20 protein-coding genes are annotated in these 21,765 nt (G+C 67.5%); 16 read left to right on the top strand and 4 right to left on the bottom strand.

Going from position 1 to position 21,765, the window contains the following annotated elements; genetic code table 11:
* Positions 1–217: 217 nt before the first annotated feature.
* The 4 genes from ACGVWT_RS06445 to ACGVWT_RS06430 all read left to right on the top strand — a co-directional run bounded on the left by ACGVWT_RS06445 (position 218) and on the right by ACGVWT_RS06430 (position 3,251).
* Positions 218–1,423 (top strand): PLP-dependent aspartate aminotransferase family protein, encoded by a 1,206-nt coding sequence (locus ACGVWT_RS06445; RefSeq protein ID WP_315461807.1) that lies wholly within the window; start codon positions 218–220, stop codon positions 1,421–1,423.
* Positions 1,424–1,430: 7 nt separating this feature from the next.
* Entirely contained in the window at positions 1,431–1,829 is a 399-nt protein-coding gene (apaG, locus tag ACGVWT_RS06440; protein ID WP_315461806.1) for a Co2+/Mg2+ efflux protein ApaG, read from the top strand.
* 121 nt (positions 1,830–1,950) lie between these two features.
* The gene (locus ACGVWT_RS06435; protein ID WP_116462057.1) at positions 1,951–2,739 is read left to right on the top strand and encodes a LysR family transcriptional regulator; all 789 of its coding nucleotides are present in this window, start codon (positions 1,951–1,953) and stop codon (positions 2,737–2,739) included.
* Positions 2,736–3,251 (top strand): GNAT family N-acetyltransferase, encoded by a 516-nt coding sequence (locus tag ACGVWT_RS06430; protein ID WP_315461805.1) that lies wholly within the window; start codon positions 2,736–2,738, stop codon positions 3,249–3,251. Before ACGVWT_RS06435 ends, ACGVWT_RS06430 begins: the two co-directional genes overlap by 4 nt.
* On the opposite strand, the gene ACGVWT_RS06425 is transcribed toward ACGVWT_RS06430, so the two are convergent.
* Positions 3,229–4,566, bottom strand: a complete 1,338-nt coding sequence (locus ACGVWT_RS06425; RefSeq protein WP_315461804.1) for a serine hydrolase — start codon at positions 4,564–4,566, stop codon at positions 3,229–3,231. The genes ACGVWT_RS06430 and ACGVWT_RS06425 overlap by 23 nt on opposite strands.
* Positions 4,524–5,378: an ABC transporter permease gene (locus ACGVWT_RS06420; RefSeq protein WP_315461803.1), complete on the bottom strand. Its 855-nt coding sequence runs from the start codon at positions 5,376–5,378 to the stop codon at positions 4,524–4,526. The genes ACGVWT_RS06425 and ACGVWT_RS06420 overlap by 43 nt, the downstream gene beginning before the upstream one ends.
* A gap of 66 nt (positions 5,379–5,444) precedes the next feature.
* Here ACGVWT_RS06420 and ACGVWT_RS06415 point away from each other — a divergent pair, with 66 nt between their 5' ends.
* Entirely contained in the window at positions 5,445–6,149 is a 705-nt protein-coding gene (locus ACGVWT_RS06415) for a GcrA family cell cycle regulator (protein ID WP_116462059.1), read from the top strand.
* Between the two features lie 488 nt (positions 6,150–6,637).
* Here ACGVWT_RS06415 and ACGVWT_RS06410 read toward each other — a convergent pair whose 3' ends face one another.
* Entirely contained in the window at positions 6,638–7,471 is an 834-nt protein-coding gene (locus ACGVWT_RS06410; protein WP_116462060.1) for an outer membrane protein, read from the bottom strand.
* 181 nt (positions 7,472–7,652) lie between these two features.
* On the opposite strand from ACGVWT_RS06410, the gene parE reads away from it, so the two are divergent.
* The 5 genes from parE to ACGVWT_RS06385 all read left to right on the top strand — a co-directional run bounded on the left by parE (position 7,653) and on the right by ACGVWT_RS06385 (position 14,592).
* Positions 7,653–9,635, top strand: a complete 1,983-nt coding sequence (parE, locus tag ACGVWT_RS06405) for a DNA topoisomerase IV subunit B (protein WP_315461802.1) — start codon at positions 7,653–7,655, stop codon at positions 9,633–9,635.
* Positions 9,636–9,696: 61 nt separating this feature from the next.
* Positions 9,697–10,842: a hypothetical protein gene (locus tag ACGVWT_RS06400; protein ID WP_315461801.1), complete on the top strand. Its 1,146-nt coding sequence runs from the start codon at positions 9,697–9,699 to the stop codon at positions 10,840–10,842.
* A gap of 110 nt (positions 10,843–10,952) precedes the next feature.
* Positions 10,953–12,149: an aspartate aminotransferase family protein gene (locus ACGVWT_RS06395; protein ID WP_315461800.1), complete on the top strand. Its 1,197-nt coding sequence runs from the start codon at positions 10,953–10,955 to the stop codon at positions 12,147–12,149.
* 211 nt (positions 12,150–12,360) lie between these two features.
* Positions 12,361–13,278, top strand: coding sequence for an ornithine carbamoyltransferase (gene argF / locus ACGVWT_RS06390; RefSeq protein WP_315461799.1), 918 nt, complete (start codon positions 12,361–12,363; stop codon positions 13,276–13,278).
* A 99-nt stretch (positions 13,279–13,377) separates the two neighbouring features.
* Positions 13,378–14,592, top strand: coding sequence for a M20 family metallopeptidase (locus ACGVWT_RS06385; RefSeq protein WP_315461798.1), 1,215 nt, complete (start codon positions 13,378–13,380; stop codon positions 14,590–14,592).
* Positions 14,593–14,739: 147 nt separating this feature from the next.
* On the opposite strand, the gene ACGVWT_RS06380 is transcribed toward ACGVWT_RS06385, so the two are convergent.
* On the bottom strand, positions 14,740–15,705 hold the full coding sequence (locus ACGVWT_RS06380) for an isopenicillin N synthase family oxygenase (RefSeq protein ID WP_315461797.1): 966 nt from the start codon (positions 15,703–15,705) through the stop codon (positions 14,740–14,742).
* Positions 15,706–16,047: 342 nt separating this feature from the next.
* Between ACGVWT_RS06380 and ACGVWT_RS06375 the strand changes: the two genes are divergently transcribed.
* From ACGVWT_RS06375 to mtnP, 6 genes are all read left to right on the top strand, one after another.
* Complete coding sequence (locus ACGVWT_RS06375) at positions 16,048–17,187, top strand: M23 family metallopeptidase (protein ID WP_241769102.1); 1,140 nt, start codon at positions 16,048–16,050, stop codon at positions 17,185–17,187.
* A 246-nt stretch (positions 17,188–17,433) separates the two neighbouring features.
* The gene (gene erpA / locus ACGVWT_RS06370; protein ID WP_017977613.1) at positions 17,434–17,766 is read left to right on the top strand and encodes an iron-sulfur cluster insertion protein ErpA; all 333 of its coding nucleotides are present in this window, start codon (positions 17,434–17,436) and stop codon (positions 17,764–17,766) included.
* 5 nt (positions 17,767–17,771) lie between these two features.
* On the top strand, positions 17,772–18,542 hold the full coding sequence (gene xth, locus ACGVWT_RS06365; protein ID WP_315461796.1) for an exodeoxyribonuclease III: 771 nt from the start codon (positions 17,772–17,774) through the stop codon (positions 18,540–18,542).
* Positions 18,539–19,333 (top strand): transporter, encoded by a 795-nt coding sequence (locus tag ACGVWT_RS06360; RefSeq protein WP_315461795.1) that lies wholly within the window; start codon positions 18,539–18,541, stop codon positions 19,331–19,333. Before xth ends, ACGVWT_RS06360 begins: the two co-directional genes overlap by 4 nt.
* A 184-nt stretch (positions 19,334–19,517) precedes the next feature.
* Complete coding sequence (locus tag ACGVWT_RS06355) at positions 19,518–20,909, top strand: amino acid permease (RefSeq protein ID WP_315461794.1); 1,392 nt, start codon at positions 19,518–19,520, stop codon at positions 20,907–20,909.
* The gene (mtnP, locus tag ACGVWT_RS06350; RefSeq protein ID WP_315461793.1) at positions 20,906–21,763 is read left to right on the top strand and encodes an S-methyl-5'-thioadenosine phosphorylase; all 858 of its coding nucleotides are present in this window, start codon (positions 20,906–20,908) and stop codon (positions 21,761–21,763) included. Before ACGVWT_RS06355 ends, mtnP begins: the two co-directional genes overlap by 4 nt.
* Positions 21,764–21,765: the final 2 nt, after the last annotated feature.

Raw genomic sequence — 21,765 nt, 5'->3', positions numbered from 1 at the left:
GCGTGGGGGATGATCGACATGAGGGGGCCGACCTATCTGATCGTCACCTCGGGCTCGACCAGGGGTCCCGCTTTAAGTCGGCCGTAAAAAGCGGGACCCCGGCTCAAGGCCGGGGTGACGGGCATGGACGATTGGGAGTTGCCCTGCCGTGGCGGTGGAGGACTGGAAGGCAGCCTCACCCTTGCACCCCCCGTCGCCGTCCGGCAAAGCGGGCGGCATGAAGCGCAAGGCAGGTCAGGACCGTTCGATCACCGCCAACTGGCGCCCCGCGACGCTGGCCGTCCGTGGTGGCACGGCACGCAGCGAATATGGCGAGACGAGCGAGGCGCTGTTCCTCACCTCTGGCTATACCTACGACAAGGCGGGCGACGCCGCGGCGCGCTTTGCCGGCGAGCAGGAGGGGATGACCTATTCCCGCCTGCAGAACCCGACGGTCGAGATGCTGGAACAGCGCATCGCGCTGCTGGAGGGTGCCGAGGCGTGCCGGACGATGGCGAGCGGCATGGCGGCGATGACCGCGGTGCTGCTGTGCCAGCTGCAGGCGGGCGATCACCTGGTCGGCGGGCGCGCGGCGTTCGGATCGTGCCGCTGGCTGACCGATACATTGCTGCCCAAGTTCGGCATCCAGACCACGATCGTCGATGCGCGCGACCCGCAGCAATTCCTGGACGCGGTGCGGCCCCAGACGAAGGTGTTCTTCTTCGAAACGCCGGCGAATCCGACGATGGACGTCGTCGATATCCGCGCCGTCTGCGGCATCGCGCGCGAGCGTGGGATCACGACAGTGGTCGACAATGCCTTTGCGACGCCCGCGCTCCAGCGGCCGATGGACATGGGCGCGGACGTCACCGCCTATTCCGCGACCAAGATGATGGACGGGCAGGGTCGCGTGCTAGCCGGCGCGGTCTGCGGGACCGAGGATTTCATCACCAACACGCTGCTGCCGTTCACGCGCAACACCGGCCCGACGCTGTCGGCGTTCAACGCCTGGGTGGTGCTAAAGGGGCTGGAGACGCTGGACCTGCGCATCACCCGCCAGTCGGAAAGTGCGCTGACGGTCGGCCGTTTCCTGGAAGCCCGCGTGCCGAAGATCCTGCACCCCGGGCTGCCGAGCCATCCGCAGCACGCGCTGGCGATGAGCCAGATGCGCGCGACGGGGCCGATCTTCGCGTTCGAGGTCGCCGACCGCGCGCAGGCGCACGGGCTGCTCGATGCGCTGGCGCTGATCGATATTTCCAACAACATCGGCGATTCGCGCTCGCTGATGACGCACCCGGCCTCCACCACGCATGCCGGCGTGTCGGCGGAGACGCGCGCCGAGATGGGCGTGACCGAGGGCATGCTGCGGCTCAACGTCGGGCTCGAAGACCCGCAGGACCTGATCGACGACCTCGACCAGGCGCTGCGCGCGGTCGGGCTGTAGAACGGCCGTGAAGCAGCTGTTCCCCCATGCCGCGACCACCGATGGCGTGACCGTGCGCGTCGCGGTCAGCTATCTGCCCGAACAGTCGGAGCCGCAGCGGGGGCGCTGGTTCTGGGCCTATCATATCCGGATCGAGAATGATTCGGATCGGACGATCCAGCTGCTGACGCGGCACTGGATCATCACCGACGGCCGCGGCGCGCGCCATTCGGTGGAGGGCGAGGGCGTCGTCGGCGAACAGCCGGTCATCGCGCCGGGCGGCAGCTTCGATTACGTGTCCGGCTGCCCGCTGCAAACGCCGAGTGGCGCAATGCAGGGGAGTTACCGGCTGATCGATGAGGCCGGGCAGGCGTTCGACGCGTCGATCCCCAGGTTTGCGCTCCTGGCGCCGGCGGTGGAAACGTGAGGGGTTGGACTGCCCCCTCCGCACGTCACCCCAGCGCAGGCTGGGGTATCCTCGTGGCGCGTGATCCGCTTCACTCGCGAAAGACCCCAGCCTACGCTGGGGTGACGGATAGGGAGCGGCTATGAAGCGCACGCACCTGCCGCTGAATGGCCTGCGCGTTCTCGATGCGGCGGCCCGCCATCTCAGTTTCACGCGCGCGGCGGACGAGCTGGCGGTGACGCCGGCCGCGGTCGGCCAGCAGATCCGCGCGCTGGAGGATACGCTGGGCGTGGTGCTGTTCCGCCGAACGACGCGCGGGCTGGAACTGACGCCCGAGGCGGAGGCGGGGCTGCCGGCGCTGCGCGATGGCTTCCTGCAGTTCGAGGAAGCGGTGCGCGCGATGCAGGCGGGGCAATCGTCCAAGTCGCTGACGATCGCCGCGCCGCGCGACCTGACCGAGAAATGGCTGATGCCGCGCCTTGCCGAGGTGGCGCAGGCGGATGCGGAGCTGCGTTTCGTGCTGCTGGCCGCCGACGATACGGGCGACTTCACCGAGGCGAACCTCGACCTGGCGATCCGCTGGGGCGAGGGGCCGGGCGAGCATGAGGGCGAGGCGCTCGAGTCGGAAGGCATGGTGACGGTGGCGGCGCCGGGCGGCGGGGACGCGGCGATCGGCTGGCCGGGTGCGCCGGGTGGCGACGGGGCGGCATTGGTGAAGGTGGCCGACGCAGGGCTGGCGATCGATGCGGCGGTGGCGGGGCTGGGGCGCGCGACGGTGCCCGAACTGCTGGCGGCGCGGGCGATCGCGGCGGGGCAATTGGTGACGATCGGCGAGGCGCAGCCGTCGCGGCTTGGCTATTGGCTGGTCGCGCCGCTGCCGCAATGGCGGCAGGCGAAGGTGAAGGCGCTGGTCGACGCGCTGACGGCGTGACGCCGATCCTGCAGACGGCGCGGCTGACGCTCAGGCCGCGCGTGGCGGACGATGCCGAGGCGCTGTTCCCCACTATGGCGGATGCCGAGGCGATGCGCTGGTGGTCCTATCCGCCGTTCACGCAGGTCGACGATCTGCGCGCGCATTTCGCCAAGGTGCATCCCGACTGGCGCGGCTGGGCCGTGACGTTTCGGGAGGACGACCGCGCGATCGGCTTCGTTGCCGCTGGCCAGCGTCGGGCGGGCGTGTCGGAGATCGGCTATCTGTTCGCGCGCGAAACCTGGGGGCAGGGCGTCGCCTTCGAAGCGCTTGGCGCGCTGCTGACGCAGCTGTTCGCCGAGGGGCAGCGGCGGGTGTTTGCCGACATCGACCCCGACAACGCTCCCTCGATCCGCCTGGTCGAACGGCTCGGCTTCGCGCTGGAGGGTCGCCTGCGTGCGGAATGGGAGACGCATATCGGCGTGCGCGATACGGTGATCTACGGCCTGCTCAGGGACGAGTGGCGGGCGTAGCGACCAGCGCCAGCGCGCGCGATACCAATGCGACGAAGGCGGCATCATCGACCGCCGCATCGGGACGGTGCCAGTCGCCGACCACCGCATACCAGCGCCCGTCCTGTGCCTGCGCCAGCAGGTTGAGCGTGATCACCCCCGGCTCCGACCCGCCCTTGAACCCGACATAGCGGAAACGCGCCGCGGTGGCGGGGTCAATGCCCGGGTTGACGCCCATGATGCCGCGCACCACCGGTCCCGCGTCCCGCAAATGTGCGAGCAGGCGCGCCATGTCGCGCGGCGCGGCGAACCATTCGACGCTGTCGTTGGCAATCGGACCCGACGAGAACATCATCGGGTCGATGCGCTGGGTTGCCATCGCCCGTCCCTGCGCGGCGAGGAGGGCGCGGCGGCCGGTGGCGTCGGCGCCCTTCCATGCGGCGATGCGCGCGGGATCGGCCTTGATCGCGAAGGCCTCGCGCGTCGTCAGCACCGGGCCGGTGGCGCCGAAACGCGCGGCCATGGCGTCCACTTGGCTGCGGCCCAGCACGCCGATCAACGTGTCGGTAGCGGTATTGTCGCTGATCGAGATCATCAGCGTCGCGAGCGTCTGGAGTGTCACCGGCGTCGCCACGGGCCAGCCTTGCAGGATGCCGGAGGGGAGGGACGGCGCGGCCACCGGCACCACCTCGTCCCAGCGATGCTGACCCGCGGCGACCTGCCGCGCGGCTTCGGCCAGCACCCACAATTTGAACGCGGAGCCGAGCGGGGCAGGCTGGGCGTCGCGGATCGCCAGCACGGGCATCGGCGTCGCGCGGTCCAGCGCGTAGACGCCGAGCCGTGTCGTGCCGGGCAGCGCCGACAGGTCCTTTTCGATCGTCGCGGCGCTGTCGTCGCTGCGAGTGGTGCCGGTGATGCGCAGGCCGGTGATCGCGTGGGGGCCGGCCGGATCGATCGCGATGAGCATCGTCGCGGTGCCGCGCTCGTAGCCGACCAGCAGTTGCGCGGCGTAGCGGCCTTTCGGGGTCAGCGTTGCGATCCGCTGCGGTGCGCCCAGCGAGTCGCGCAATTGCGCGGTGAGCGCCTGCCACTGGCCCAGCGGCACGGCCTGACGAAAGGCGGGGGCGAACAGCGTGTCATAGCCGGTGCGACCGGCGAGTATCGGCAGCAGCGCCTCCGCCTGCGTGCGCAGTGCCGGATCGGCGTCCGCTGCGACGGGGGCCGCGGCGGGCGGCGGCGTCGTCTGGGCGCTCGCCGTGACGGGCGCGAGGCAGCCCAGCGCCAGCGCGGCGATCAGTTCTTGAGCTTCCAGCCTTTTCGCAAGAGCACGTAGCATGTCACCCCCAGCACGACGTCCACCGCCAGAATCGCGATGCTGCCGACCATAATGGGCGAATCGGCGGTGCCGAGGAAGCCGTATCGGAAGCCCGAGATGATATAGAAGAAGGGGTTGGCATGACTGAACGCCCGGAACGCGGGGGCCAGGCGATCGACCGAATAGAAGGTGCCCGACAGCAGCGACAGCGGCGCGATCACGAAATTGGTGACCGCGGCGGCATGGTCGAACTTCTCCGCCCAGATTGACGTCAGCACGCCGAGGAACGACAGGAAGGCCGCGCCGAGGAAGCCGAACCACAGGATCGCCAGCGGATGCGCGGGCGTCACGTGGACGCCGGGATACAGCGCCATCGCGCACCAGCAGATGAAGCCGACGAGGAACGCGCGCGTCATCGCGCCACCCACGAGCGCCGCGAGCAGCTCCGCGGTCGACAGCGGCGGTTGCAGGTAATCGACGATCGTCCCCTGGATCTTGCCGACCAGCAGCGAGAAGCTGGCGTTGGCGAAGGCGGGGCCCACCATGCCCTGGCTGATGATCAGGCCGGGGGCGATAAAATCGGCGAAGGGGACGATGGTGCCGCCGACCTGCACCGGGCTTTTCGCGCCGGTCGCGATGGTAAAGACGATCAGGAACAGTAAGGTCGTGATCGCCGGCGCCCACACCGTCTGGAGCTGCACCTTGAAGAACCGGCGCACCTCCTTCACATAGAGGGTCTTCAGGCCGCCCCAATTTACGTTCCGGATCACCGGCACGCCGGGTGCGGACCGGATCGCCGATTGGATTTCGCCGATTGGGGGCTGGCTGCTCATGAGCGAAGCGGGTAATCGCCTGCGCAGCCGCCCGCAACCCGGCTGTGAGAATATAGGGAAGTACGAATGTCCTGGACCGACGAGCGGATCGACACGCTCAAGACGATGTGGGAAGCGGGCCAGACCGCCAGCCAGATCGCCGAGGCGCTGGGTGGCGTCAGCCGCAACGCCGTGATCGGCAAGGCGCATCGCCTGGGGCTGCAATCGCGCCCGTCGCCGGTGAAGCCGAACGAGCCCGCTGCGGCCCCCGCACCGGTGCCGGCCGCGCCCGAGCCGGAACCCGTCGTCGCGGCGCCGCCCGCTCCGCCGCCGCCCGCGCCGAAGCCGACGCCGGCGCCCGAGCCTGTCGTGGTCGCGGCGGACGTGCATGACGACGAAGACGAGGATGACGACGACACGGACGCCGTCGTCGCCGCGCCGCGTCGCGAGCCGCAGCCGATCCTGCGGTCGGTTGGCCCCGGTGGTTTCGTGCGCCAGTCGCCCGGCGAGCAGCAGCCCCCCGCCACGCCCGCGCCGCCGCGCCGGCTGGTGCCGGCCAAGCCCTCGCCCGAAATCGCGGGCAAGACGACGCTGCTCGACCTCAACGACCGCATCTGCAAGTGGCCGCTGGGCCATCCGGGCGAACCGGATTTCCACTTCTGCGGCGAGAAGGTGAACCCGGGTTTCCCCTATTGCGTCGAACATTGTGGCCACGCGTATCAGGCGCAGTTGCCGCGCCGCGACCGCCGTCCGCCCCCGCCGATGCCGTTCGGCGGCCCGCGCGTCCGCTGAGGCGCAGCCTCAGCGGACGCGGCTTGAGGGCCGCCCGGCCGGCGCGGCGGAAAGCCGCGTCCGACGTCATGGGGTTCAGCCCCATGACGGGCTTGGTAGAGAAAAGGCCGCTCCCTGCTCGGGGATGCGGCCTTTTTCTGTTCTTCCGCGCGCGGGAGGCCGACCCAGCCGCATTAGACTCGTCATCCCAGCGGAGGCTGGGATCTTGCCGTTAGGAGCGCAACTGAGCCGAGAGAGACCCCAGCCTGCGCTGGGGTGACGTCTTCGGGCGGAAGGGTCAAAGGCCGGCGAGGTGGGGACCGCCCGCGCAGCGGGTGGTGGAGGGGCGTTTCCACATACGCCACCCTCGCGGTGGTCACGGTGCATTCCACCTGTTCGGCCCTCGCCGCGGCGACGCCGCGTCGTCAGTCGTGTCCGCTCTGTGGTACGCTGGCCGGGCCTGGGCGAGTCCTGAGCCACGCTTGGCATGGCTCAGGCCGCCGTGCGCCTTAGAACCGGAACGCCGCCGTCGCGCGCAGCGAATGCCAGCGGAACTGGGTGTCCGAGCGGCGGAAGTCCGTCGTCGTGCCGCCCAGCACGAACGGGTTCGTCGTCGGCGCGGCACCCTGCGTCACGCGCACGCGCGCATCGTCGTCGCGATACTGGTGATAGGTATATTCCATGCCGATCGAGAAGTTCTTGCCGAGCTTCTGTTCGATACCGCCGCCGCCGACGATGCCCCACTGGTTGCGCTTGCCGAACTGGCTGAAGGCATTGGCGGTGTTGGTCGTCGTGAATTCGCGGTCGATGCGCGCATAGCCCGGTCCGAACGTGCCATAGAACAGCGTCGTGCCCGGCGCGTAGCCGACGCGGCCGCGGATGCTCGCTTCCCAATCCAGCTTGCGGGTCATGACGTAATTGGCCGGCGTCGTCGAAAAGGCGCTGACGCTGTCGGTGATCTCGCTCTTGCCGAATTCGCCGACCGCACCGATCACGATGTTGCCGCGCTGCGAATCCATGCCGATCCGCCCGTAGTACGACCAGCCATCGCGATCGTTGGCGCAGCCGCCGGGCGTCGGCGTCGCGCCGCGCGCGCGGCCGTTACAGAAGCCGGGCGAGAAGGCGTTGGCGCCCGCCGCGGTCGACACCGTGTCGCCGAAGCTGCCGTTCGAGCCACGATCGAACAGGATCGACGAGCCGACATCGTTCGGCTGCACGTCGTAACCGCCGGCCGCACCGATATAGATGCCGCTGAACGGCGTATCGTCGGTCATCTCCTGCGCCTGCGCGGCGGTGGTGAACGAAGCCGCGGCAAGCGCGCCGGCGACCAGAATAGAACGCATATGTCTCTCCCGACAGACGTGACAGTCGGGCAAGGAACGTCCACTCCGACGGAAAATATGCGTCAGATCAGCCAAATGCTGAACCTGTGGCTTTCATGCATCACCTGAGACATATTGTAGCAACATCGCTGTATCGCGCGATGCTGGTATCGGCGTGGATGTTCCCTTATGGTTCCGCGCGATGGCCCAGGATCTGTTCGCTTCGTCCGCTACCCCCGCCAACAGCTATGACGCTTCGTCGATCGAGGTGCTCGAGGGGCTGGAGCCCGTGCGTCGCCGCCCCGGCATGTATGTCGGCGGTACGGACGAACGCGCGTTGCACCACCTTGCCGCCGAGGTGCTCGACAATGCGATGGACGAGGCGGTGGCGGGCCATGCGACGCGGATCGAAGTCACGTTGGAGCCGGGCAACCGCCTGACCATCGTCGACAACGGTCGCGGCATTCCCGTCGACCCGCATCCGAAATTTCCCGACAAGTCGGCGCTGGAGGTGATCCTGTCGACGCTGCATTCGGGCGGCAAGTTCGCCGGCAAGGCCTATGCGACCAGCGGCGGCCTGCATGGCGTCGGCGTGTCGGTGGTCAATGCGCTGTCGAGCGATACGGTGGTCGAGGTCGCGCGCGATCGGCAATTGTACCGGCAGCGGTTCAGCCGCGGGCAGACGTTGGGGCCGCTCGAGCATGTCGGTGCGGCGCCCAATCGTCGCGGCACGTCGGTCGCCTTCACGCCGGACGTCGAGATTTTCGGGCCCGAGCTTGGCTTCAAGCCCAAGCGGCTGCACCAGCTCGTCCGATCCAAGGCGTATCTGTTCGCGGGCGTCGAAATCCGCTGGCATTGCGCGCCGGAACTGGTCGAGGGCAGCGACACGCCCGCCGAGGCGGTGTTCCAGTTTCCGGGCGGCCTTGCTGACCACCTGCGCGAACAGATCGGTGGTCGCGAATGCGCGACGGCCGATTTCTTTGCCGGGCGGCAGGACTTTCCGGGTGACGCGGGGCGCGTCGAATGGGCGGTCGCCTGGCCGCTGTGGAGCGACGGCAGCTACAGCTGGTATTGCAACACCATCCCCACGCCCGACGGCGGCACGCACGAACAGGGCCTGCGCCAGGCGCTAGTCCGGGGCTTGCGCGCGTTCGGCGACCTGGTGAACCAGAAGAAGGCGAAGGATATCACCGCCGACGACGTGATGGTCGGCAGCGAACTGATGCTCAGCGTCTTCATCCGCGATCCGCAATTCCAGAGCCAGACCAAGGATCGGCTGACGTCGCCGGAGGCCGCGGGCCTCGTCGAAAAGGCGGTGCGCGATCATTTCGATCATTGGCTCGGCCATAATATGGAGCGCGGCAAGGCGCTGCTCGGCTATGTCCTCGACCGGATGGACGAGCGCCTGCGCCGCAAGGCCGAGCGCGAGGTCAAGCGCAAGACCGCCACCAGCGCGCGAAAACTGCGCCTGCCCGGCAAGCTGACCGATTGCGCGGCCGACTCACCGGAAGGCACCGAGCTGTTCATCGTGGAAGGCGACTCGGCCGGCGGTTCCGCCAAGCAGGCGCGCGATCGCAAGACGCAGGCGATCCTGCCGATCCGCGGCAAGATCCTCAACGTCGCCAGCGCGACGAGTGCGAAGATCGTCGCCAATCAGGAAATCGCCGACCTGATCCAGGCGCTCGGCTGCGGCACGCGCAAGGACTGCGACGCCAGCCAGCTGCGTTACGAACGCATCGTCATCATGACCGACGCCGACGTCGATGGCGCGCATATCGCGACGCTGCTGATGACGTTCTTTTTCCAAGAGATGCCCGACTTGGTGCGGCGCGGACACCTCTACCTCGCGCAGCCGCCACTTTATCGCCTAACCGTTGGCGCCAAGTCTTTGTACGCCCGCGACGACGCCCATCGCGCCGAGCTGGAGCGCACCGCGTTCAGGGGCAAGAAGGTCGATGTAGCTCGCTTTAAGGGGCTTGGCGAAATGAATCCGGGCCAGCTCCGCGAAACGACGATGGACCCCAACACGCGCAGCCTGATCCGCGTGACGCTGCCGCAAGAATATGAAGAACGGGCGGGTGTGAAGGACTTGGTCGATCGGTTGATGGGCAACAATCCGGCGCACCGCTTTGCGTTTATTCAGGAAAATGCGGCGCGGATGGATGAAGAGGCGATCGATGCGTAAGCGCTGGACGAACGCCTGATCCTCGCTCATATTACGAGGTGTCGCGTTCGGAGGTTAAATCATGATCGGTTGGGCGTTTTTACTTCAGGCAGTAACTGCTGCGGCGCCTGCTCCGCCCCCCGAAAGCGACATCATCGTGGTAGCGCGTAACGTTGCAGGGGCGAAGCGCGCACTGGACGCCTGCATCGCGCGGGAATGTCCGCCCAATGAAGAGATTAAAGCGGCATTGGTCTATGCGACACGGCAGTTCTTGGCGGGGGACTATGCGTCCTCACGGCACACATTGCTGAAGACCCGCAGCCGCACCGCCAAATTCGATGCCAAATATCCGATGGAGGTCTCGGACCTCCATCGGGCCCTGAACACTCTTGCAAATCTTGATGGCCGACCCGATTCGGCCAGACTTTCGGCGTTGGATGCGGCGGATGCGCTAAAGGCAGGATTGTCGCCGGACGATCCCCTTATTTTGCTACAGCGCCTTGATACGGCTGGGCAGTTTGCGAAGGAGGGGCGCATTATCGCGGCACGCCAGATCCTGGATGATGTCGCGGCGAAGGCGCATAAAAAGGGCTATTACGGCGTCGAGGCACAGGCGCTGTTCCGCGGTGCGACGCTGTACGCCGCCTTGGCCAACGCCAACCCGGATTATCGGGATACGGCCAAGTTATGGCGCAATCGGATTGCCAAGCGGACCGAGTCCGAGTTCGCCGAGTATCGCGAAGCCCTGGGACTATTAGATACGCAGATCGCGGCGTTGAACGCCAAGCCGCGTGATCGGGACCGCATAGTCGCTAGCGCCAAGCCCGTCACCGGCGACGAAGCAGTGTTGCTCAGTGAACCTGAAACACGGTTCACGGCATCCGAGAACGGATTGAATGGCAAGGATGGCGGCAATACCGATCCCGAATGGGCGGACGTCGCATTCTGGGTGCGGGCAGATGGGTCCGTCGCGGACGTCGATGTCGTGGGGCGATCGAAGAGCCCGCCGGGGTCCTGGCTTGCGCGGAAGTTGAAAGCGGTGGCCGGCAGGCGATATGCACCGCTTAAAGGCACGACCGACAGTCGGGGCGTGTACAAAGTCGAGCGTTATTCGATGGTCTATCCGCTCGGCATAGCGACAGGGGCGCGCATACCGATCCGATCGGGCAGGGGTCAGCTAGAGACTACGGACATCACGTTAGCGTACCGCCATCCTGCTGCGAGTTAGATAAACGACTCATCCTGGCGAGTTGACCCCGCCCTTCCCCCTCCAGTAAGACAGCAAAGGGCGGCCACCACGGGCCGCCCTTTCTCGTTGAAGAGAAGAGGAGACCTCTCGTGACCATTACGCCGCTCATGCCCGTTTACCCACGGTGCGGGGTGCGTCCGGTCCGAGGTGAGGGGTGCTATCTGATCAGCGAGGATGGCGGCCGCTATCTGGATATGGCGGCGGGGATCGCGGTCAATGCGCTGGGACATGGCCACCCGCATCTGGTGAAGGCGATCGCCGAGCAGGCGGCGACGCTGATGCATGTCAGCAACCTCTACGGCAGCCCCCAAGGCGAGGCACTGGCCGAGCGGATCGTCGCGAACAGCTTTGCCGATACGGTGTTCTTCACCAATTCGGGCACCGAGGCCGTCGAGTGCGCGATCAAGACCGCGCGGCGCTATCACTTCGCCAACGGCAATCCGCAGCGGCACACGATCATCACCTTCAACAACGCCTTCCACGGGCGGACGATGGGGGCGATTTCGGCGACCAATCAGCCTAAGATGCGTGACGGGTTCGAGCCGCTGCTGCCCGGCTTCGCCTATGCGCCGTTCAACGACCTCGACGCCGCGCTGGCGCTGATCGACGACACGACCGCTGGCTTTATGGTCGAAACGATCCAAGGCGAGGGCGGCGTGTCGGTGAGCACGCCCGAGTTCATCCAGGGCCTGCGCAAGGCGTGCGACGAGCACGGCCTGCTGCTGATCCTGGACGAGGTGCAGTGCGGCTATGGCCGGACCGGCAAGATGTGGGCGTATGAGCATTACGGCATCGAGCCCGACATCATGTCGGTCGCGAAGGGCATCGGCGGCGGCTTCCCGCTGGGCGCGTGCCTCGCCACCGAGGAGGCGGCGAAGGGCATGGTGATCGGCACGCATGGGTCGACCTATGGCGGCAACCCGCTCGCCATGGCGGCGGGGCAGGCGGTGCTCGACGTGATGCTGGAGGACGGCTTCCTTGAGAACGTCACGACGATGGGCGAGCGGCTGCGCGGCGCGCTGGAGCAGATGATCCCCAACCACGACCACGTCTTCGAAGGCGTGCGCGGCAAGGGGCTGATGCTCGGCCTGAAGCTCAAGGCTGGGGTCGAGCCGCGCGAGTTCGTCGCGCATGCCCGCGACAACCACAACCTGCTGCTGGTCGCGGCGGGCGAGAATGTGGTGCGTATGCTGCCGCCGCTGGTGATCGAGGATGCGCATGTCGCCGAGTGTATCGACAAGCTGAGTGCGGCGGCGCGGGTGTTCGCGCCGGCGAGCGACGATTGAACAACTGACATCCTCCCCGCTCGCGGGGAGGGGACCATGCCAAAGGGCATGGTGGAGGGGGAGTGCGGCAGGCGGGATCGTTCGCGGAGATCCCCCTCCACCCCTCGGCTGGCGCCGAGCGGTCCCATTGGCAGGCCGATCATGCCCCCGGCATGATCTGGATTGCCCGGGGGGCAATCCACCTGCCAATCCATGCCGGGGAGGATAAATAGTGCGTCATTTCCTGAATCTCACCGATGCCGGCGCCGATGGCGTTGCCGCGATGCTCGACGATGCGCTGACCCGGAAGGCGGCGCGGGCTGGTTGGCCCAAGGGGCGCGTTGATGCCGACGCACCGCTGGCCGGTCATGTGCTGGCGATGATCTTCGAAAAGAACTCGACGCGCACGCGAGTCAGCTTCGACATGGCGATCCGCCAGCTGGGCGGGACGTCGATCGTGATGGATGCGGGCAGCATGCAGCTAGGCCGCGGCGAAAGCATCGCGGATACGGCGCGCGTGCTGTCGGGCTATGTCGATGCGATCATGATCCGCACCGACGATCACGCCAAGGTCGAAGATATGGCGCGTCACGCCAGCGTGCCCGTGATCAACGGTCTGACCGACGCGTCGCACCCCTGCCAGATCATGGCCGACCTGCAGACGATCCTGGAGGACGGCAAGGCGCTGCCCGGGCTGAAGGTCGCGTGGCTGGGGGATGGCAACAACGTGCTCGCCTCGATCATGGAAGCGGCGGGCTTGATGCAGTTCGACGTCGTCGCGGCCTGTCCGCAGGGCTATCAGCCGAACGAGGCGGACGTCGCGCTGGGCAAGGGCCGTGCACGTGTCGTCGGCACCGCGGCCGAGGCGGTCGAGGGCGCGGACGTGATCGTCACCGACACCTGGATCTCGATGGGCCAGGCGCATGCCGATACCAAGCTTGCCGCGATGATGCCGTTCCAGGTCGACGAGGCGTTGATGGCGCGCGCCAAGTCCGACGCGCGCTTCCTCCACTGCCTGCCCGCGCATCGCGGCGAGGAAGTGGTCGATGCAGTAATCGACGGGCCGCAGTCGCTGATCTGGCGCGAGGCGGAAAACCGGCTGCATGCGCAGAAGGCGGTGCTGCGCTGGGTGTTCGGGCAGATCGGCTGAGGTCTTTTCGGGGCGGTTCGGCTGCGCGCCGTGCCGCCCCCCACCTCGACAAAACGGCTCCTGAGGCGCACCATGTGCCTCAAGTAACGGAGCCTATTCATGTCCCTAGACGAGACGTTTTCCACCGACTGGGCCGCTGCGGGCGAAGCGGGGCTGGACGATACGATCGCATTGCGCCGTGCGATCCATGCCGAACCGGAAGTCGGACTGCACTGTCCGCTGACCACCGCAAAGATCAAGGCGGCGCTCGCCGGCCTTCCGCTCGAGATTCACGACAGCACGTCCACCACAGGCTTCATCGCGATCCTGAAGGGGCAGGCGGGCGATAACGGCCGCACCGTGCTGTTGCGCGGCGACATGGATGCGCTGCCGATGCAGGAGGAGACGGGGCTGCCCTTTGCCAGCACCATTCCCGGCCGCATGCATGCCTGCGGGCACGATTCGCACACCGCGATGCTGGTCGGCGCGGCCAAGGCGCTGTGCGCGCGCCGGAAAAGCCTGCCGGGCACGATCGTCTTCATGTTCCAGCCGGGCGAGGAGGGCTATCACGGCGCTCGCTTCATGATCGACGACGGGCTGCTCGCCATCGCCAAGCCCGATGCGGCGTTCGCGCTGCACATCACGCCCAATGCGCCCGCGGGTGTCGTCGTGACACGCGGCGGGCCGATCATGGCGTCGGCGGACACGATCCACGCGACGATCCGCGGCGCGGGTGGGCATGCGGCGATGCCGCACGATTGCATCGATCCGATTCCCGTCGCCTGCGAGATCGTCACCGCGCTGCAGACCTACATCGCGAGAGCCATTCCCGTCACCGACCCTGCCGTGCTGTCGGTGACGAAGATCCAGGCGGGGTCGGCACACAATATCGTGCCGGGCGAGGTGACGATGCTCGGCACGCTGCGCACGCTGTCGGAGGGCACGCGAGCGACGATGCAGGCGGCGTTCCGGCGGATTGCGGAGCATATCGCCGCCGCGCATGGCGCGACCGCGGAGACGCGGATCGAGGCGGGCTATCCAGTGACGGTCAACGACCCGCGCGGCGCAGCGCTGATCGAGGGCGTGGCGGGCACGCTCGGCCAGCCCTTTGCGGCGATGCCGCAGCCGATGATGGGTGCCGAAGACTTTTCTTACGTGCTGCGTGAGACGCCCGGTGCCTTCGCCTTCATCGGCGTCGCGCCGGTGGGCAGCGACCCCGCGACCAATCCGCCGCTGCACAATACGCGGATGACGATCGAGGAATCGGTGATGGCGAAGGGGGTGGCGATGCATTGCGCCATTGCGACGCGGTTCCTGGAGACCGGGTTCGATTGAGCGAGGGCGGGGGACGGGCTGCTATCTGGTAACCCGTCACCCCGACCGAAGAGCCGGGGTCCCGCTTCTTTTGCGGCCCTGGCGAAACAGCGGGACCCCGGGATCAGGCCCGGGGTGACGAAGTGGGTGTCGCGGCTCTTTCTGCCGTTACTTCTTGATGAGGCCGATCTCCACGAGCCGTTCGTGAAGATAGTCATGCGCGGTGATCGGCGTGGGATAGCGGTTCGGCCGTTCGGCGCTGATCGTCTGCGGCAACGTTTCGATCAGGAAATCGGGCGCGGGGTGCAGGAAGAAGGGCATCGAATAGCGCGAATGGCCGCGGCGTTCGACCGGCGGGTTGACGACGCGGTGCGTGGTCGACGGCAGGACGTGGTTGGTCAGCCGCTGCAGCATGTCGCCGACGTTGACGACCATCGCGCCTTCGGGTGGCTTGATCGCCAGCCAGTCGCCGGTGTTCTTGTCGAGCAGTTCGAGGCCCGCTTCCTCGGCGCCGAGCAGCAGGGTGATGAGGTTGATGTCCTCATGCGCGCCGGCGCGTACGCCCTCCGCATCGACGGGGATGGGGGGATAGTGGAGCAGGCGTAGCACGCTGTTGCCGTCCTTCACCGCCGGATCGAACCAGTCGGGGGCGAGGCCCAGATGGCGCGCGATCGCAGAGAGCAGCTTGTCGCCCGCGCGATCGAAGGCGGTGAACAGTTCGAGGAACGTGTCTTTGAACCCCTCGGGCCGCGCCGGCCAGATGTTGGGTGCCATGCTGTCGGCGTAGCGATGCCCCTCCGGCAGATTGCGGCCGATGTGCCAGAATTCCTTGAGGTCGACGTGCTTGGCGTCCTTGGCGATCTCCGTCTTGAACGGGGTGTAGCCGCGCGCGCCGCCGCCGCCTGCGACGAAATAGTCGCGCTTTTCCGCCTCGGGCAGCGCGAACAACGCCTCGGTTTCGGACCAGGCACGGTCGATCAGATCCTGCGGGATGCCGTGGTCGGCGACGATCGCGAAGCCGAATCGTTCGAACGATTCGCCGAACGCCTTGGCGAAGCCGTCGGGGTCGCGCGCCTGGTCGGCGAGGCTGAGCGTCGGAACCTGTGCGTCCAGCGCGGTTGGTGTGTCGAGCATAAGGGCCATCCGTTTGATCAGACGAGCGATATAGGACGCCGCGCCGACCGCGTCACGTCCGCATGTCACGCGACTGTCATGGTGCGAACGACCGTAAATGGACGGCGATCGCACGGTCATGATGAACGGCCGCGTAACCTCATATCATCGGCTCGGCGCGCGCGTCAGCCGGTTGATCGCGGGAGCCATGCTCCATGGGTTGTGGATGCGCATCGATTGCAGGCAGAGACTGCGCGTCTGGGGCGCGGTGGGGCTGCGAATCACGACGATTGGATTACGGCCGGACCCGGTCACCCGGGTAGCGGCGCATCGCACTGGGGTCTGATGAACAGCTTCGTTTCCATGAGCGCTCGACTCGGTAACCGCATTCGTTCGCTTTTCGTCGCACGCGACGTCCTGTTTCACGATGGCAATGCGCTGCGCCGCGTCAGCCTGACCGGCCGTCGTCAGGCGACGCTCGCGGCGGCGGCGACGCTGACCCTGGGGTTTTCGGGCTATGGCGCGGCGCAGGCTGCGCAGCTGGTCGTCGCCCCCGCGCATGATACGCGCGTTGCGGGCATGGAGCACCGGCTCGACGCGATGCAGGCCCGCGTGTCGCACATCCGTGACGTCGCCCGCCTGCATGCCGAGCGGATCGAACAGCGCCAGGCGCTGATCACCGCGGCGCTGACCGGCAAGGGTGACGAAGCCGAACTGGCGCTCGCGACGCTCGCGATTGATCCCACCGCCGATCGCCTCGCCGCCGATGTCGTCAAGCCGCTGGTGAAGGTGGAAGGACGCCAGGCCCAGCTCGCCGACGCCGCGCAGAAGGTGGTGGACCAGCGCCTCGCCAAGGCGAATGCGACGCTGAAGACGCTCGGCGTCGCCAGCCGCGTGAACGCCAAGGCAATGGGCGGCCCGATGCTGGAGGCCAATGGCGCGGAAGCGCAGGCGGACCTGAAGGCCGATGCGCAGTTCCGCACGCTGTTCCAGAGCTGGAAGAAGCTCGACACGCTGCAGCAGGGGGCGATCGCCATTCCGTCGGTGCAGCCGGTGCAGCACCTGCAGTTCACCAGCAACTTCGGCATCCGCTCCGATCCGTTCCGCGGCACCGCGGCGATGCATGCGGGCGTCGACATCCCCGGCCCGGTCGGTACGCCGATCTATGCGACCGCCGACGGCATCGTCGACCACGCCGGCCGCCAGGGTGGCTATGGCAATCTGGTCGAGATCAACCACGGCAAGGGAATCGCGACCCGCTACGGCCACCTGTCGAAGATCCTCGTGGCCGATGGCGCGCGCGTGACGCGCGGCCAGCTGATCGCGCTGATGGGGTCGACCGGCCGCTCGACCGGCCCGCACCTGCATTATGAAGTCCGTATCGACGGCCATGCGGTGAACCCGGTGCCGTTCCTGACCACCGCCGATTACCTGCTCGCCGCGCAGGACCGTGCGGTCCATGCGATCCCGGTGTCGACCGACGGTCCTGCCGCGCAGGATTGATCGACCCAAGCTTGTCGTCCCGGCGAACGCCGGGATCCATGGTGTCGATGATTGACGTGGCGCGCGAGCCGCCCGCCGCGGTGCGTCCATGGACCCCGGCGTTCGCCGGGATGACGAGACGGGGCGGAGGCATCGTCAGTCGCCTACCAGCCTTTCATCCATCACGTCGGCCCTCGCACGGATGATGACGAAGGCGGGGTGGCATAGCCGGTTGCCCCACCCGCATCCCACGCCTATCTCGGCGGCATGACCCAGCCCGACATCGCCCTCACCCCCGCTGCCGCCGCGCGCGTCGCGGCGATCGCGGGCAAGCAGAACAAGCCTGCCATCCTGCGCCTGTCGGTCGATGGCGGCGGCTGTTCGGGGTTCCAGTACAAGTTCGGCTTCGCCGACGCGCCCGAGGGGGACGACACGATCGCGGAGACGGATGGCGTCCGTCTGGTCGTCGACAGCATCAGCCTGGACCTCGTGCGCGGGTGTCAGGTCGACTATGTCGAATCGCTGGGCGGTGCGGCGTTCCGCGTCGACAATCCCAATGCGGCGTCGGGCTGCGGCTGCGGCTCCAGCTTCGCGGTCTGACGGCGGTGAAGCTCGTCACCTATAACGTCAACGGCATCAAGGCACGGCTGCCGCGGCTGATCGAGTATCTGACCGAACAACAGCCCGATGTCGTCTGTTTGCAGGAATTGAAGACCACCGACGATACCTTCCCGATCGCCGATATCGAGGCGGCGGGCTATGGCGCGGTGTGGCACGGGCAGAAGGGGTTCAACGGCGTCGCCGTGCTTGCCAAGGGGCAGACCCCGATCGAGACGCAGCGTGGTCTCGACGGCGAACCGGAAGACGAGCACAGCCGTTATCTGGAATGCGCGGTCGATGGCCTGATCGTCGCGTCGATCTATCTGCCCAACGGCAATCCGCAGCCGGGACCGAAGTTCGACTATAAATTGCGCTGGATGGAACGGCTCGCCAGCCGCGCGCGCGCGCTGCTGGAGGCCGAGGTGCCGACGGTGCTGATGGGCGATTACAACGTCATCCCCAATGACGACGATACCTTTTCGGTCCGGGCGATGGCGAACGATGCGCTGATGCAGCCCGAAAGCCGCGCCGCGTACCGCCGATTGCTGGCGCAAGGGTGGACCGATGCGTTGCGGACGCGCAAGCCCAACGGCGGCGTGTGGACCTTCTGGGACTATCAGGCCGGGGCCTGGCAGCGCGACGCGGGGTTCCGGATCGATCACCTGCTGCTCAGCCCGCAGGCGGCGGACCGGTTGCAGGACGCCGGCGTCGACAAGGACTATCGCGGCCGCGAAAAGGCGAGCGACCACGCACCCACCTGGGTACGACTGTCGTGAAGCGCAGCGCGGCGGCGCTGCTCGCACTCGCCGTCGCGACGCCTGCCGCTGCGCAGGACCGGGAGTTCTGCCCGGAGCGGCCGGGCCTCGAAACGCAGGCCTGTATCGTCGATCGCGGGCGCGTGACCATCGAATCGAGCCTGGCCGACTGGACACGCGATCGGCAGAGCGATGGCGTGACCGATACGATCCTGATCGGCGACACGCTGGTCCGTGTCGGCGTGACCGATCGTCTGGAGTTGCGCGCGGGGTGGCAGCCCTTCGGTCATGAGCGGACGCGCGATACGGCGACCGGCGATATCGATCGGGCCGATCGCGTCGGTGATGCGGTGATCGGGCTGAAGGCGTCGCTGCTGCATCCCGACGGCAAGGGCCTGTCGATCGCGGTCCTGCCGTCTGTGACGCTGCCGGTCGGGCGGCAGCCGATCGGCGCCGGCCGCGCGCAGCCGAGCCTGCTGCTGCCGCTGTCGTACGATGTGTCCGACACGGTCGAGATTGCCCTCACGCCGGCGATCCGGGCACTGGCCAACGAGGATTCGGGTGGCGAGCATGTGCGCTATGGCGCCGCGGCGGGCGTCACGGTGAAGCTGAGCGAGGCGGTATCGGTCGGCGCGGACGCGTCGCTTGCACGCGATCAGGACCCCAGCGATCACACGACGCGGGCGCGCGCCGCGATGACGCTGGCGTGGCAGCCGAAGGACGATTGGCAGCTCGACACGTCGGCGATCGCCGGCCTCAATCGCGACACGCCGGATGTGCAATTGATCGCGGGCGTGGCGCGACGGTTCTGAGTTCGATCAAGGCTCAGCGATCGTAGCTTTGCTTCGTTACCCCGGAATTGATCCGGGGTCTCGCTATCGTAAACCGCAGAAGAAGCGGGATCCCGGCTCAAGGCCGGGATGACGGGGGGAAGCGACCTACCCACGCCCCGACCAACCGCCTATACCCCGGTCCGATAACGACAGAGGGGAAGACATGAGCCTGTTCCGCCGCAAGACGATCCAGCCACAGCCGCCGGGCCAACAGCTCGCGCGCACGCTGGGCTGGCCGCATCTGGTGGCGCTGGGCGTCGGCGCGATCGTCGGCACCGGCATCCTGACGCTGATCGGAGTCGGCGCGGACCGGGCGGGTCCGGCGGTGATCCTGTCGTTCGTCGTCGCCGGTGCGATCTGCGCCTGCGCGGCGCTCTGCTATGCCGAGATGGCGACGATGATCCCCGCGTCGGGATCGGCCTATACCTATAGCTATGCCGTGCTGGGCGAAGTGATCGCCTGGGTCGTCGGCTGGAGCCTGATCCTCGAATATTCCCTGGTCGTCTCGACCGTCGCGGTCGGTTGGTCGGGCTATGCGGTGGGGTTCCTGAAGGGACTCGGCATCGTCGTGCCCAATGCGCTTGCGAACGGGCCGGGCCTGGGCGGCGTCGTCAACCTGCCGGCGGTGGGGATCATTGCGGTGGTCGCTGGGCTGCTGATGCTCGGTACGCGCGAAAGCGCGCGGATCAACACCGCGCTGGTCGTGCTGAAGATCGTGACGCTGGCGCTGTTCGTCGCGGTGGCGCTGCCGCATTTCGATGTGGCCAACCTGCACCCGTTCGCACCGTTCGGCTATGGCAGCCCCGAGCATGCGAACGGCGTGAAATATGGCGTGATGGGCGCCGCGGCGATCATCTTCTTCGCGTTTTACGGCTTCGACGCCATCTCGACCGCGGCAGAGGAGGCGAAGAATCCCGAGCGCGATCTGGCGATCGGCATCGTCGGATCAATGATCGCCTGCACCGCCATCTATATGATCGTCGCCGCCGTGGCGGTGGGGGCGCTCAGCTACACGCGCTTCGGCTCCAGCCCGGAACCGCTGGCGCTGATCCTGCGTGAAATCGACCAGGCCGGCATCGCGACGATCGTCGCGGCGGCGGCGGCGGTCGCTCTGCCGACGGTTCTACTCGCCTTCCTGTACGGGCAGAGCCGCATCTTCCTGGTCATGGCGCGCGACGGCTTCCTGCCGCAGAGCCTGGCGAAGGTATCGAAGCGCGGGACGCCGGCACGGATTACCGCGATGACTGCGGTGTTCGTCGCCGCGATCGCCGGTCTGGCGCCGCTCGACGTCATCGCCAGCCTCGCCAATGCGGGTACGCTGTGCGCCTTCGTCGCGGTCGCCGCCTGTGTGCTGGTGCTGCGCCGCCGCGACCCCGCCGCGCGCCGGCCGTTCCGTACGCCGCTCGCCTGGGTCGTCGCGCCGCTCGCCATTTTGGGCTGCTGCTATCTGTTCACCAGCCTGCAGGTGGTGACGCAGATCGCCTTCCTCGGCTGGAACGCCTTCGGTCTGCTCGTCTACTTCCTCTACGCGCGCGGTCGGGCGCAGATCGCGTGAGCGGCTGGCATATCGGCATCATCGGCGGGTCGGGGCTGTACGACGTCGCCGGGATCGAGGACGGCCGCTGGGTCGAGGTGGCGACGCCTTGGGGGCAACCGTCCGACGCGATCTTTACGGGACGCGTCGGTGCGGCGCGCGTGTCGTTCCTGCCGCGCCACGGCCGGGGGCATCGGATCAGCCCCGATGAGCTCAATGCCCGTGCCAATATCGATGCGCTGAAGCGGCTGGGCGTCACCGACGTGCTGGCGGTGTCGTCGGTCGGGTCGCTGGTCGAGGACCGCCCGCCGGGCAGCTTCACGATCGTCGACCAGTTCATCGACCGGACGAAGGGGCGCGTGTCGAGCTTCTTCGGCACCGGCTGCGTCGCGCATGTCTCGATGGCCGATCCGGTCTGCCCGCGGCTGTCGGCGTTGGTCGCAGACGCGGCGGGGGAGGGCGTGGATCGCGGCGGCACCTATCTCGCGATGGAGGGGCCGCAATTTTCGACGCGGGCGGAAAGCCTGCTCTACCGGCAATGGGGCTGCCATGTGATCGGCATGACCGCGATGCCCGAGGCCAAGCTCGCCCGCGAGGCGGAGCTACCCTATGCGCTGGTCGGCATGGTGACGGATTACGACTGCTGGCGTGCGGAGGAGGCGGCGGTCGATGTGACGCAGGTACTGGCGCAGCTGTCCGCCAATGCGGCGAAGGCGCGAGCCATGGTGCTGGCGTTGCTGCACTCGCTGCCGGCGGAGCGGGTGGCGTCGCCGATCGATACGTGTCTGGATGCGGCGATCATCACCGCGAAGGGCGCGCGGGATCCGGCGCTGGTGGCGAAGCTGGATGCGGTGGCGGGTAGGGGGCTGGGTTGATC

Origin of the sequence: Sphingomonas sp. S6 (assembly GCF_043498045.1) — a bacterium.
Classification (GTDB): domain Bacteria; phylum Pseudomonadota; class Alphaproteobacteria; order Sphingomonadales; family Sphingomonadaceae; genus Sphingomonas.
The sequence above is the reverse complement of the archived record's forward strand: the minus strand, read 5'-3'. Positions and strand labels throughout refer to the sequence as shown.